Consider the following 13,735-nt stretch of genomic DNA (forward strand, 5'->3'; position numbering starts at 1 on the left):
ACAAAAATAATTCCAATGATTTTAAAAATTTTTTTCATCTATAATAGGGGTTTAAGTTTATAAAGTATTAGTCACTAGTCATTTGTCACTCGTAACTTTTTAAGGAGTATAGGAGTATAGAAATTGAGGGCAAAGGCTATGGAAATTTAGGGTTATAGACCTAAGGATTAGCTAAAGTCCTTTATCCTCTTTTACTTTTTATCTTTTACTTTTTACTTATTTAGAAGTTTGTACTCCTCATAGCATTGGGTAAGGGCATCTAAGAATTGTAGGTCATTGGAGTTCTTGATAAAGTCCTTAGAATAGTTACAATGGCGGAGCAAATCCTCCAATTTATCCTTGTCTATTCCTAAGATCTCACTAAGACTCTCTCTGTCATATTTACTATTGAGCATGGAGCGAATCTCATCACTCTGTTTCATCTTCTTGAGTTTTCTAAGATCCTTTTCTCTACTACTGAAAAGCTTATAAATAGTTCCTACTGGATTTCCTATGGCTTCCAATACTTTTCCAGCCGTTGAAGGGGCTCCTGTACGAGGTTCATAGCCTAAGTCCAATCCTGAAATACTATACTGCTTATTGGTATTGATAGGCATATATTTAGCATCTATAGCCAAATAACCTGTCAGGCGATAGGGTGAGATGACCACCTCCTCCAAGGCATAAGCCAATTCTGTAAGCCCGATACGTGTACCAGGAAAGCGAATCATATCTTGAGTTACTTTCACCTTGATAGACTTAAAACCCAAATAAGAAAAGTGTAAGGTATCATTCACCGCCGCACGGATAGCAAAATCCCCCTTTGCATTGGTGATAGCTCCTTTTACTTGATTGATATTCAATATATTCACATTATCCAAAGGTAAATTAGTCTTGGTATTGAAGACATTTCCCCGCATAATGGTTTCCTCCTGTGCCCAAGCGGCAAAGGACAAGAATAGTAGAAAAAAAAGAAAACTGTTTTTCATAAAACACTTGTTTTCAGCAAATTAAAAATACAACTACTCAACTTCAAAATCAGCCCCAAATATAAGAAAAAAAATAACAATTGTCAATTGTTAATTATCAATGCTAATAGGGGTTATGAAACTTGAGTCATTAACAATTAACAATTAATAATTGACAATTAGCCACTATTTTCTCTTTTTCCGCTTCTTAGAAAAGGTATCGGAGGCGTCTTTGCGTTTAGGTGCTCCTTTCTTATCTCTTCTTTCGGAAGGCTTGCGATCTCTTCTTTCCTTTCTATCTCTTTTGTCTTTCTTTCCTTTGTCTCCAGAAGATTTTTGTTGGGAGATTTCTATATGAATAGAACGGTTGTCCATCGTGAAATCAGCAAAAGTGTCCAATACCAACTGGGTCATCTCCGCTTCAGTATTGAAGAAGGAAAAAGTATCCTTTACATCTACCTTGAAGATATCGTTCTTGCCCAAACCAATGTTCTCTCTAAGAAAATCCTTGAGCAAACGCCAGTCATAACCATCGCGCTCCCCTATATTGATAAAGTAACGGGTCTCTCCCTCGGTAGAGAAAGACTTGCCTTCGGTGGTTTCTGCATTGAGGTCTTTGGACTTGCTGTAATAGTTGTAAAAACGGTTGAACTCCACCGCCACCATACGCTGAATAAGTTCCTCACGATTCAGACCGCTTAGTACATCGTAAATAGCTGGAAGGTATTCATTCACTGCCGGATTCACTTGGGTATCCTTAATCGTATTGGCCAAATGATAGAGCTGTATCTCACAGATTTCCATCCCACTGGGGATAGACTTGTACTCAAAAGTCTTTTGGATGATCTTCTCAATCGTCTTGATACGCTTGGCCTCACTCTTGGTAAGGATCACCATCGAAACACCCGACTTACCTGCACGCCCCGTACGACCACTGCGGTGGGTGTAGGTCTCTATCTCGTCAGGGAGTTGGTAGTGAATCACATGGGTAATATCATCTACATCTATCCCACGAGCAGCCACATCGGTAGCCACGAGCATTTGGATTTGCTTAGCACGGAAACCCTTCATCACAAGGTCGCGTTGGTTTTGGCTTAGGTCACCGTGGAGGGCAGCCGCATTGTAACCGTCCTCTATCAGCTTTTCGGCTACCGCTTGGGTATCACGCTTGGTACGGCAGAAGACTACAGAGAAAATAGATGGATTGGCATCGGCCAAACGCTTGAGAGCCTCATAGCGCTGACGTCCATTAACAATATAGCATTCGTGAAGTACGTTGTTGGAGGCTTGGTTCTTATGCCCTATGGTAATCTCCTTGGGCTTATACATGAACTCTTTGGCGATTTTAGCCACCTCTGCAGGCATTGTAGCCGAGAAGAGCCAAGTATTTTTTTCATCGGGTGTTTCGGATAATATAGAACGGATATCCTCATAGAAACCCATATTGAGCATTTCATCCGCCTCATCGAGTACACAATAGCTGATATGAGCAATAGAAACCAGTTCGCGGCGCATCATATCCTGCATACGACCAGGAGTCGCCACGACAATATGCGCCCCCTTCTTAAGGCTACGGGCTTGTTCCTCTATACTTGCCCCCCCATAGATAGCTACAATATGCACCTGTGGCATATACTTAGCATACTGCTTGAGCTCGGATGCAATTTGCAAACATAGCTCACGAGTAGGTGCCAAGATAAGTCCTTGAGTAATACGCTGGGTGGGATCAATCAGTTGAAGAAGTGGAAAACCAAAAGCAGCGGTTTTTCCTGTTCCTGTTTGTGCCAATGCTACCATATCGGTAGGCGCTTCGAGCAATACAGGGATAGCGGCTTGTTGTACCTCAGACGGACGCTCGAAGCCTAAGTCATCAATCGCTTCGAGTAGGGGTGCGCTTAGCCCCAATGTTTCAAATAAATTCATACTAATAGTAATAGGGTGCAAAGATAGAAATTAATTATCAATTACACCCTAATAATTTAGAAAATATATTTTTATTATGCCTCTTGCAGGATTTTTATAAACTCGCGGAATAAGGTAATCCTTTGATATAATCTTCCATAAATTGCCAATCAGGATAAATCTTTTCTGAACTTGTTTTTTTTATAGGAAGTTTGATCTTTGAAATTTTTAATTTTTTCTGACTACATTTTCTTCCATAGTTATAACGATATTGCTCCCTATTTATGAGAGTTGTTATAAAAATTGCTATATAAATATTACAACCTTCAAATCTTGGCACAAGTTTCTCTACATGATCTGAAGCTGAAAAATTAAGTTTTTGATAGGCACAAAATCCTAATACTGCACTATCTATTGTAAACACATTTCCCTCCTCAGTATAATAGTTAAAATAATCTTCTATTCCATTATTTACTGCCTGTGTTGTAACATATGGATATACTCCTTTTCCATATTCTTCTAATACAATTAGAGGAGTTGTTTTAGAGCCTTTAATATCAAAAATTTCACTATAATCAAACCATGCCCATTCTCTATCATCCAATGAAACTTTATTATCTGAAAAAGATGTATTTGTAAAATTAAATATTTCAGAAGTATTGCTTTGATCCACTAAAAAAGAAACATAACTTCGCATTTTTCTTATAAAATCTTCATCAGTAAGAGTGCTATAGTCTGTCTCCATATAGGCTTCTACACACCATTCATCTTCTGCCTTTATCTCTTTTCTTACTGAAAGACCTGCTATTTCATCAAAATTATGATAAGCTGAAAGCCAACGCTTCTTTATATTTGTATAACGATTTCGTGCATCTATACGTCCCCAGTTTTTCCGTTTTTCAAAACCATCATCTTTGAAGTATCCAAACCATGTTTTACGTCCCTCATTAGGTCTATTAGCTTCAAATACCATTATGCAAGTAACTACACCTACAGGATAAAATAAATCATCAGGCATGGAAAGTACAGCCTTCAAATGGTGTTTTGCTAATATATTTTTTTTAACAGCTATCAATTCTTTTTCATTCTTTATAGCACAACTCATTTGTACAATAGCTACCACACGCCCATCTGCTTTAGGATCAAGTATTGAAAGAGCATGTTCTACAAACCGCATTTGCTGGGCATTACCTACATCATAAGGAGGATTAAGAAAGGCTACAGTTGGTTTATGATTATCAGCTATACTTTGGCCATTTATAAAACAACTTCCATTATATATATTTGATTTTCCATCTCCTCGGAAGCGCATACTTGCACAAGCATATGTAAACATATCAGAACGTAATTCACACCCACATATTTGACTTTTTCGGATATACTCTTTTTGAGCTATATCACTCCCAGCCATCTTGAAAAGACGTTGCATTCCTGATACTAAAAAACCTCCTGTTCCACAACAAGGGTCATAAATAATATCATTTATTTTCAGAGCTACTAAATCACAAAATAATTCCGTTATATGAGGAGGAGTAAGCACTAATCCTGATTTTTGTTCACTTCCTGCATATCGAATAAACTCAATATAAAATCTTCCTAATACATCATATGCTATATCTGAATGATTCACTAATGGAAGAACATTCTTTTCTAAATAAGAAATAAATTCTTTAGCAACCTCGAGAGTACTACGTGGATGCTTTTCTTCTTTATGTTTTATTGTAGTTTGTACAAAAAGAGGTTCATTAAGGATATTTTCAAATTCTCGTAAAAGAACTGTCTTACTACGAACAATATCTTTTTCTACCTCAAAAACTGTATTGATAGCTGACAACATTAATCCTCCCAAATTTGTAATATTATCACTATTAGGGTATTTAACTTTAAAATTATCATTAATCAGTGCCAATAACATTGCTGTTATCATTGTACAACGCTTGTATTCAGGAATTGTATAAGCCTGAAACTCCTCATTCAAATATCTAGCTTTAAAAGCAATATCTTGAGTATAGAAACTCTGAATGAAAAACTGATCTTCAAAGAGCTGTATATAATCATCTATACCTAGTAATTTAGTATCTGTAAGTTCTGTATATGTTTCATTTTCTTTCTTCCAATAAAAGTGAGATACTTGTAACTCGGCTTCTGTTTCTCCACTCACGGCTATAGCTACTACATTGAAATCTTTAGATAATGCTTTTGCATAATGTAGTGCTCCATCCACAGCATAATCTTTAGCCTTATTAAGCTCAACTGAGCGATGTTTACTTACTTTAGGTTTACATTCAATAACAATAAGATAATTACTATTTGTTGGAAAAGATATAAAGAAATCTGGATAACCATTACCCTTTCCACCTTTACTCTTACCTTTAAGCAATTCTATAACCTGCTTATTTGTAGATTTTTGTTCTTCTATTTTTATAGAATTAGGGTTTTTAGGAATGTAGAAAGGATCTTTCTTGAAGTGTGTTCTTACAATTTCTTCTGTGAGTCGTTCATTTGCCATTTTGATAAAGGAATTTTTTTCTCTCTATTCCAAACAGCAATAAAAAAACGGGACTGTTTCTTTAATTGCTTATTTATACTGAAGGAATCTGGTATATCCACGACACAAATAAGCACGAAACAGCCCACGCTTATGTGCGTGAGCTATTCGTCTGCTTATTCCTGTGTCTTTAAAATTTACCAGATTTTTCAGTATAGGAATAAAAGCCGAAGCTCTAAGTATTTTATATGTTAGTTATTACTTCACTCTTCTGTAATATGCGACAAAAGTAATATTATTTCCTGAAATACCCAAACATTATCATAGCAATTTTTATCTATGCAAATTAAATTCTTTTTAAACAATCAGATTTTTTATATCTATAAGCCCTCCTCTCTGAAATATGCCGCTGGGTTATTAAGAAAGGTTTTGGTAACAATATAACTCTACTTATCTCAAGGGAATAGCATTTATGCCATATACATAATACATTGTTTTTATCTGGGACAAAATTACAACCCTTACTGGTCAAACTGTGACCGGATAATATTTATTTTTTGTTAAAGTTTACTTGTTTAAAATAGTATTTCAGTCGTATAAAATATTTCCCTACAAAAATTTGTATATTTCATTGAAAACAAGTATCTTTGTGACCAATTAAACAAAAAGTTCATTTCTGCAAAAAGTAACCTATATAGTTACCTTTTGCAGAAGTGGAATATCAGTAAGACATGGCAGAAAGAGGATTTTCTTATATTGATTTTATCAATCAGGTACTTTCTGTGGGAAGAATTTCATTTACCTTAGACGAAGTAATAGAAAAAAGTGGTTATGATAGAAAAATAGCACAAGTCTCTCTATCTCGCTTAATAACTAAAGGAAAAATTCTTCTTATCAGAAGGGGATTTTATGTGATTATCACTCCTGAATTTTCTATACAAAAAAATATCCCTTACATCATGTATATTGATGATCTTATGAAGTATTTACAACGAAATTATTATGTATCTCTGTTATCTGCGGCAGCTCTCCATGGCGCTGCTCATCAACAGCCTATGCAATTTTTCGTTACCACTACTATGCCTTTTATCAGGGATATAAAGAAAGAAAAAATCCATATCTCTTTTACTATAAAAAATGGCTGGGACACCTCCTGTATTACACAACTTAAAACACGTACAGGATATGTAAATGTATCTACAGCTGAGGCCACTATACTTGACCTTGTAGAGAACTTACAGGATTTTGGATTAGGCAGAGTTATTGGTATCATTGACGAACTATCTGAAGTGGTCAATAAAAATACTTTAAAGAAAATAGCTGACTTCTATCCTACTTCAGTGGTCCAGAGAGTAGGTTATATTCTCGATGATTTGCTTGGCAGAGAGGATATAGCCAAGTGTTTGTTTGCTGTCCTTTCAAAACGAAATATATACCCACAATACCTTTCTCTATCCACTCAAAAAAATGGTTCTTTAACTGATAAGTGGAAAATTATTCCAAATGAAAAAATAGAAATAGATATATGATACCACAACGATATATCCTAGAATGGAAATCTATTGCCCCTTGGACCAATGATGCTCAGGTTGAGCAAGATTTAGTCATTAGTCGTGCTCTTGTAGAAATGTTTTCCTCTCCATTGCTTAGTAAAACATTAGCCTTTCGTGGGGGGACTGCTTTACATAAGTTATATATACAACCACAGGCTCGCTATTCGGAAGATATTGATTTAGTACAAATAGAATCAGCCCCCATACATCCTATACTCAAAGAAATACGAGATTGCCTCTCTTTCCTAGGAACTAAGCGAATAGTCAAGCAACATATACACAATAACACTATCATCTACCGTTTTGAATCTGAGTTTCCTCCAGTGATTAATATGAGGCTAAAAATAGAAATAAACACTCGTGAACATTTCAATATTTTAGGTCTCAAGCCAATCCCTTTTAAGGTTTCTAATACTTGGTATTCTGGGGAATGCAATCTCATTAGCTATGAATTAGAGGAATTGTTAGGAACAAAATTAAGGGCTTTATACCAACGTAGAAAGGGACGAGATTTATTTGATCTTTATTGGGCAATAGTACATAATGATATAGACCCCTCTAAAGTGCTTGAATGTTATCATAAATATATGTCTTTTGTCGTAGAACAACCTCCTACCTACAAACAATTCCTCGCTAATATGGAAGAAAAAATGAAAGACCATGAATTTCTTTCAGATATGGTTGCCATCATACGTCCTAATATAGACTATAATGCAATTGAGGCTTGGCAAAAGATTAAAACTACTCTTATAGAAAAGATTTAATTCTATATATTTCTCCTATTTCCCTTTTCTTTAAAATAGTTCATTTCTGCAAAAAGTAACAATATGGGTTACTTTTTGCAGAAATGAACTATCCATTTTCAATCATTTTTTAGTTGATATAAGCTACATACTCATATCAACTCATTAAGAAATCGACAAATCAGCAAATCAACTCATCAGCTCATTGGCAAATCAGCAAATCAACTCATTGGCAAATTGACAAATCAGCCAATCGACTCATTGCCTCATTTCCTCAAAATTGGATTCAGTTCCTCATCGTTATACATCTTCATTTGTTTGTATACCTTCATATATTTTCGCCCTGCAGCGATGTCGTCCAAGAGCTGGTCAAGGGCAAAAGAGAGGTCTTCTCGCTGCTGGAGGAGTACTTGGAGCTTCTCTCGGCACTTAGCAATATGTTCGGCAGTAGCATCCGTACGTTCGGTCTCCTGCTGCATATGATAAATCTTTAGGGCTAAGATAGAAAGCCTATCTACTGCCCATGCAGGACTCTCGGTATTAATGGTTGCTCCTGCCTGTGGGGTTACGTCTTTATATTGGTGTAGGAAATAGCTGTCTATATACTCCACAGTATCGGTACGGTCTTGGTTGGATGCATCTATTTTTCGCTTGAGTAGGAGCGCTTCCTTGGGGTCAATGTCAGGATCGCGAATGATATCCTCGTAGTGCCATTGTACGGTATCTATCCAATTTTTACGATACAATAGATGCTCAATAGTCTTGCTATCGTACGGATTTTCAAAGGGTTGATTCACATCATCGGCTATATGATAGCGTAGGATACTCTCCCAAAAAATGTCATAGGCTAATTTACTAAACATATTCCTTGTTTTATTTGCAAAAATATCGTTATTTTGCGTAATAAAAAAATTTATTTTTAAACAAATGATCATTCACTCTTTTGACCAAGTCCCTTCCTTGTTTTTGGAGTTTGTGGCAGAACTTAGAAATGTTGATATCCAACAGGATAGAATGCGCTTCAGGAAGAATTTAGAGCGTATAGGGGAACTCTTGAGCTATGAGATGAGCAAGACGCTCCCCTACCAAGTACAGCGAATTACCACCCCCTTGGGGGAAAAGGACATTCCCTTGATACAGGATAAGATTGTAGTATGTTCTATCCTTCGCGCAGGACTGGCACTGCACCAAGGTATATTGAATTTCTTTGACAAAGCGGACAATGCCTTTATCTCCGCCTACCGCAAACATACCTCCCCTTCCGAGTTTGAGATTTTGGTCGAATACTTAGCCTCTCCCTCCCTTCAGGACAACATCCTTATCTTGGCCGACCCTATGCTGGCCACAGGACGTTCGTTTGTCAATGTATATAACTCTCTCCAACCGCTAGGCACTCCTAAGGAAATACATCTTTTTGCAGTCATTGGCTCCAAACAAGGATTGGAGTACGTCAGCCAACATTTCCCAGAAAATGCCCACTTATGGATTGCCACCATAGATGATCACCTGAATGAAAATAGTTATATCGTCCCAGGCTTAGGTGATGCAGGCGATTTGGCGTTTGGTGAAAAAATGCAAGGATAGTAGCTCTGAACCAGAAAAACATATTTTTTACATGGGAGATAAAGCAATATCTATAGAGGAACAAATTATGACTTTAAAAACAAGAGGGTTAATTATCCAAAATGAAGATAAAGCAAAAGAAATTTTAAAAGATATAGGATATTATCGCTTAGGTTTCTATTGGTATTATTTCCAAGAAGATAAAATAAGACATGTTTTTAAAGAGGGAACACAATTTTCAACAGCTGTAGACTTATATTATTTTGATATGGACTTAAGACATTTACTTACTAAGGTCTTAAGTAGGATAGAAGTGAATTTGCGAACTCAAATTACCTATATTGTTTCAAACCACTATAGTGAAAACCCTATTTGGTTTGCAGATACTAATATTATGGATAGAGAATTTGTAAAAACATTCAAAAAAATCTACAAAGATATCCGTAAAAATAATACCATAATACAAAATCACCATACAAGGTATGAAGTACCTTATGCTCCTGCTTGGAAAACTCTAGAATTTGTAACTTTAGGGAGTATTCGAAAAATTTTCAATGCTATAAAAGACGATAGCGTTAAAATGAAAATTATTGAAGTATATGGAATCAATAGAATAGATATTTTTGATAATTATCTAAAAGCTATTGTTGATATTCGTAATGCATGTTCTCATACAAGAGTTATTTTTGATTTCAGAAGTGAAGAGACTATCAAAAACACAAAAATATGTAAGATTCTGCCATCTGAAAGAAACCATCTCAATGCTATTATCAAAGTAATTCATTACTTTTTGACTAAGATTTCTAACAATAGAGCAAATGACATGAAAAAAGAAATAGATGATTTAATACTCAAATATACTAATAATAAAGACCTTATAGACATTATTAAAGAAAAAATGAAATATTCTTTGTAAAGACAAAAAGAATTTTGTAACTTTGCCTCGTGAATGGATCACAGTGTCCTTACAGACAAGAACTGTTATCGGCACTTTAAAATAGTTAAGCCCTTTCCTTTGTGAAAGGGCTTTTGTATAAATTGACCTACACGAGTTTGACTATGGAGTACCTAACGGATATATTACCTCCATTTACTTTACCTCATATTACAACTAAGTTCTGTAGGCACGAAAATTTTATTCTATAATAAAAACACAAATTACTATACATTTTTTGAGAAAACTGTCCTTTTTTATAGTCTTTATAGCCTTTTTAGGGTGTCAGTTTACACTGGCGCAGGATACCTTGCGTACCAAACGCATCCTAAATGACTCTATAAGGATAAAAGAGGATTCTCTCTACCGAAAAATAGAACGTAAATCACAGAAAAGCAAAATTGGTCGTCGGCTTCATGACCTACTTTTCACCTCTGGAGAGTCAGTTCCTGCTACCCCTCCCTCGCCTCCCAAAAAAGAACCCTCCCGCTGGGTCGCTTTCCAAGGAAAAATCATACGGCATATTGAGATTACCACCTACGACCCCTTGGGCTTTGATGAGCAAGATAGCACTCAACAACCTAATAAATGGGAGCGCTTGGGTAATCGTATCCATAACAAAACAAAAAGCAAAGTAGTCAGACGTCTATTGCTCTTTGAGCCTTATACACCCTTAGATTCCATTAAAATAAAGGAATCAGCTCGTGTTTTGCGTAGTCAATACCATATCCGTAGGGTAAGCATACAGCCTGTGGCTACCCAGAGTGCGGATTCAGTAGATATAAAGGTCAATGTCCTAGATAGCTGGAGCCTATATGCCGATGCTATGGGGTCACTAAGCGAAGGTACAGTACGGGTCTTTGAAAGGAATTTCTTAGGATTGGGACATCAAATCTCTGGTAGGTATAGCCAAGAAATCCGTGGAAAAACTCGCCCTAGCTTCGGTTTTGACTATGAGATTCCTAACCTATATGCTACTACACTCACCACATCGGTAGGTTACTCTATGGATTTTGACAAATATTACTACAAATATGGGGAGCTTACCCGTCCTTACTACTCCCTCTATACCCGTTGGGCGGCAGGAGCCTATGCTTATCAACGTACTTTTGAGGATGGTATCCCTAAAAATGACTCCATATACCAACAAGATTTCAAAATCAATGGAAAAAATGTATGGGGTAGTGTCTCCTTCCCTATCCTCAAGCGACATACCCCTGCCAATCGGGTAACCAATATGGTCCTTTCTTTGCGCTATTACCAAATAAATTATCAAAAAAAGCCCGATGCCTTCCTCGATCCTGAAGAGTTCTATTCGGATAAGAATACTTATTTAGCTTCCTTTGGGGTGAATTATATAGGTTATGAGCAGGATAGATACATTTTCAGGCATAAGGATATAGAAGATATTCCCATAGGGAAAAGCATAGCACTTATTGGCGGATTTCAAGAGAATATCGGCCATAGAACCCCTTATTTAGGCGGGCGATTGCGCTATGGGGACTATCTTTCCTTTGGGTATTTCTCAGGGGATATACAATTGGGTAGTTTCCTCACCCAAGAGCGCAATAAGCAGGCAACACTGCGATGGGAATTTACCTATTTCTCTCCTTTGTTTGCTATCGGAAATTGGCATTTTAGGCAATTTGTCAAATGGCGTTCCGTAGTAGGGCTTTCCCGTAAGGATTTTATAAAGGACAGAATCAACTTGAATGGTTCCACAGGAATTATAGGCTTCAACAGTCCCACTCTCACAGGAATACACAAGTCTATCCTGACCCTACAAACCCAATCCTATTCACCTTTCTCCCTATGGGGATTCCGTGTGAGTCCTTTCCTTATGGGGGATATAGGTTTTATAGGTAATGACAATCGCAACCTAATGAAGGACCAAGTACTCACTAAGGTAGGTATAGGGTTCTATATCACCAATGACTATATCCCTTTAGGTAATTTCCAATTTTCTTTCGTATATATACCACGTGTTCCAGGGGTAGGCAACCATATCCAGAAATTCACTAGTATCAGCAATACCGATTTCAAGCTCCCTTACTTTAACTACAATATGCCAGAACTTATTCGCTATGAATAAAAGAAACAATAGTTCAACACCCAAAGAGCATTGAACTATTATTACCATAAAATATGACTTAACTAATCTTCATACAACGGGTTAGGAACATCTTCCTTACCTGTATCTAATCTATTCTGTTTGCTTGTTTTAGCTCTTGCCACTATCTTACTAATGACATATTCTTCTTCTTTCTTTTGTCCTCTGAAGATAAGTTTTCCAGCCTTGGCTATATCTCCTATGTATTTCTTAATGAGCTGATACATCTCCTTATTAGCTTGGGTATGGTGCTTTCGCTCATTCATTAGGGTATTTTGTTGTATATTAAGCGCATCGAGCTGTTTGGTCTGCTCTACTACTCTTTCCAAGAAACCTTCTGGCATATCTGCGATTCTATCCATATTGTCACTATAATAAGGAATCGCATCACGTACCGCCTTGACTACTCCAGCAATATTTCTTCCATTAATTTTGGTAACTATTACCTTAAGCAAGGAAGTATCTAAGCCAGAACGTTCGGTATAATCCTTAAGGAAAGTAATGCTTCGGCGGAGTTCATCGGCCTGTTTGTATAATTTTGCAGTGGTCTCTTTCTGTTTTACAACAATTGCATTGGTAGAGTCATTGTTTTTTAACTTGCTTATTGCCTTTTTGAAATTCTCTAAGTATTCGGCATTCATTGTTTTATAAATTTCCGAAAAAGAAGTCAAATCTCTCTCAAAACTTACAGCAATAAAATCGGCTATTACTGCATAATCCTCATGCTTGATAGTTGGTGCTTTCATAAACAAATCTATTTATTAGTCTTATATGGTTTTTTATAGGTGCTTGGTTTTATCCACAAAAATACAGTGCAAAAGTATATGTTTTTTTCTTATTTTACAAATTTATTTTAATTTTTTTCTCGCTCTCTTATATAAGAGCTTTCCTTTATAATTTTTTAGTCCCTACCGATTTCAGAGAAAGAAAACTAAGAATAACTGTGATTACACAGCTATATAAAACCTATAAAATCCATGAGAAACCTTTTCCCATAAAGTAAAAAATAAAGGTAACTGAAGATATAATCAGTTACCTTTTGATTTTTTCACCAACAAATAATCAAAGAAATTATTGCATATTTTTAGCCTCTATGCTTAGGGTAGCATGAGGTACTGCCTTAAGACGCTCCTTATCTATGAGTTTTCCTGTTACACGGCATACACCATAAGTTTTGTTTTCTATACGGATAAGTGCATTTTTTAGATCACGAATAAACTTTTCCAAGCGAGTAGCCTGCGCCATATTGGATTCCTTACTCATCATCTCCGAACCTTCCTCAAATGCTTTGAAGGTAGGCGAAGTATCATCTACACTATTACCAGCTCCATTAAGATAAGCATTGCGTAAGAACTCCAAATCCACTTGGGCTTTCTCCAATTTTTCCTCTATAATTGCCTTGAACTCTTGCAAATCCTTATCGGAATAACGAACTTTTACATCCATAACATACTTATTTTTACTTACAAATTCTTCCTTAAGAGGTACCTAAGTT

11 protein-coding genes are annotated in these 13,735 nt (G+C 36.3%); 5 read left to right on the forward strand and 6 right to left on the reverse strand.

Annotated elements, in window-relative coordinates; all coding sequences use genetic code 11:
* Positions 1-212 precede the first annotated feature (212 nt).
* The 3 genes from Q0625_RS06565 to Q0625_RS06575 form a co-directional block, all read right to left on the reverse strand.
* Entirely contained in the window at positions 213-968 is a 756-nt protein-coding gene (locus tag Q0625_RS06565) for a carboxypeptidase-like regulatory domain-containing protein (RefSeq protein ID WP_298824823.1), read from the reverse strand.
* A 165-nt stretch (positions 969-1,133) separates the two neighbouring features.
* Entirely contained in the window at positions 1,134-2,870 is a 1,737-nt protein-coding gene (locus Q0625_RS06570; RefSeq protein WP_298824829.1) for a DEAD/DEAH box helicase, read from the reverse strand.
* A 94-nt stretch (positions 2,871-2,964) separates the two neighbouring features.
* On the reverse strand, positions 2,965-5,358 hold the full coding sequence (locus Q0625_RS06575) for an N-6 DNA methylase (RefSeq protein WP_298824831.1): 2,394 nt from the start codon (positions 5,356-5,358) through the stop codon (positions 2,965-2,967).
* Positions 5,359-6,068: 710 nt separating this feature from the next.
* Here Q0625_RS06575 and Q0625_RS06580 point away from each other — a divergent pair.
* Positions 6,069-6,866: a type IV toxin-antitoxin system AbiEi family antitoxin gene (locus Q0625_RS06580; RefSeq protein ID WP_298824833.1), complete on the forward strand. Its 798-nt coding sequence runs from the start codon at positions 6,069-6,071 to the stop codon at positions 6,864-6,866.
* Complete coding sequence (locus Q0625_RS06585; RefSeq protein ID WP_298824835.1) at positions 6,863-7,654, forward strand: nucleotidyl transferase AbiEii/AbiGii toxin family protein; 792 nt, start codon at positions 6,863-6,865, stop codon at positions 7,652-7,654. The genes Q0625_RS06580 and Q0625_RS06585 overlap by 4 nt, the downstream gene beginning before the upstream one ends.
* A gap of 245 nt (positions 7,655-7,899) precedes the next feature.
* On the opposite strand, the gene Q0625_RS06590 is transcribed toward Q0625_RS06585, so the two are convergent.
* Complete coding sequence (locus tag Q0625_RS06590) at positions 7,900-8,496, reverse strand: DUF4254 domain-containing protein (protein WP_298824837.1); 597 nt, start codon at positions 8,494-8,496, stop codon at positions 7,900-7,902.
* A gap of 64 nt (positions 8,497-8,560) precedes the next feature.
* Here Q0625_RS06590 and upp point away from each other — a divergent pair, with 64 nt between their 5' ends.
* From upp to Q0625_RS06605, 3 genes are all read left to right on the forward strand, one after another.
* The gene (gene upp / locus Q0625_RS06595; RefSeq protein ID WP_298824839.1) at positions 8,561-9,217 is read left to right on the forward strand and encodes a uracil phosphoribosyltransferase; all 657 of its coding nucleotides are present in this window, start codon (positions 8,561-8,563) and stop codon (positions 9,215-9,217) included.
* Positions 9,218-9,248: 31 nt separating this feature from the next.
* Positions 9,249-10,112: an Abi family protein gene (locus tag Q0625_RS06600; RefSeq protein ID WP_298824842.1), complete on the forward strand. Its 864-nt coding sequence runs from the start codon at positions 9,249-9,251 to the stop codon at positions 10,110-10,112.
* A 256-nt stretch (positions 10,113-10,368) separates the two neighbouring features.
* Positions 10,369-12,222: a hypothetical protein gene (locus Q0625_RS06605; RefSeq protein WP_298824845.1), complete on the forward strand. Its 1,854-nt coding sequence runs from the start codon at positions 10,369-10,371 to the stop codon at positions 12,220-12,222.
* 62 nt (positions 12,223-12,284) lie between these two features.
* Here the strand turns inward: Q0625_RS06605 and Q0625_RS06610 are convergent, their stop codons facing one another.
* Both Q0625_RS06610 and Q0625_RS06615 read right to left on the reverse strand, forming a co-directional pair.
* The gene (locus tag Q0625_RS06610) at positions 12,285-12,986 is read right to left on the reverse strand and encodes a hypothetical protein (RefSeq protein WP_298824847.1); all 702 of its coding nucleotides are present in this window, start codon (positions 12,984-12,986) and stop codon (positions 12,285-12,287) included.
* Between the two features lie 325 nt (positions 12,987-13,311).
* On the reverse strand, positions 13,312-13,686 hold the full coding sequence (locus Q0625_RS06615; RefSeq protein ID WP_298824849.1) for a TraR/DksA C4-type zinc finger protein: 375 nt from the start codon (positions 13,684-13,686) through the stop codon (positions 13,312-13,314).
* Positions 13,687-13,735: the final 49 nt, after the last annotated feature.

Origin of the sequence: uncultured Capnocytophaga sp., from assembly GCF_938029845.1 — a bacterium.
In the GTDB taxonomy this organism is placed as follows: domain Bacteria; phylum Bacteroidota; class Bacteroidia; order Flavobacteriales; family Flavobacteriaceae; genus Capnocytophaga.

Coding starts and splice junctions, on each gene's coding strand:
- Q0625_RS06615 (WP_298824849.1), bottom strand. CDS start 13,686: ATGGATGTAAAAGTTCGTTATTCCGATAAGGATTTGCAAGAGTTCAAG.
- Q0625_RS06590 (WP_298824837.1), bottom strand. CDS start 8,496: ATGTTTAGTAAATTAGCCTATGACATTTTTTGGGAGAGTATCCTACGC.
- Q0625_RS06570 (WP_298824829.1), bottom strand. CDS start 2,870: ATGAATTTATTTGAAACATTGGGGCTAAGCGCACCCCTACTCGAAGCG.
- Q0625_RS06580 (WP_298824833.1), top strand. CDS start 6,069: ATGGCAGAAAGAGGATTTTCTTATATTGATTTTATCAATCAGGTACTT.
- Q0625_RS06575 (WP_298824831.1), bottom strand. CDS start 5,358: ATGGCAAATGAACGACTCACAGAAGAAATTGTAAGAACACACTTCAAG.
- Q0625_RS06585 (WP_298824835.1), top strand. CDS start 6,863: ATGATACCACAACGATATATCCTAGAATGGAAATCTATTGCCCCTTGG.
- Q0625_RS06565 (WP_298824823.1), bottom strand. CDS start 968: ATGAAAAACAGTTTTCTTTTTTTTCTACTATTCTTGTCCTTTGCCGCT.
- Q0625_RS06610 (WP_298824847.1), bottom strand. CDS start 12,986: ATGAAAGCACCAACTATCAAGCATGAGGATTATGCAGTAATAGCCGAT.
- Q0625_RS06600 (WP_298824842.1), top strand. CDS start 9,249: ATGGGAGATAAAGCAATATCTATAGAGGAACAAATTATGACTTTAAAA.
- upp (WP_298824839.1), top strand. CDS start 8,561: ATGATCATTCACTCTTTTGACCAAGTCCCTTCCTTGTTTTTGGAGTTT.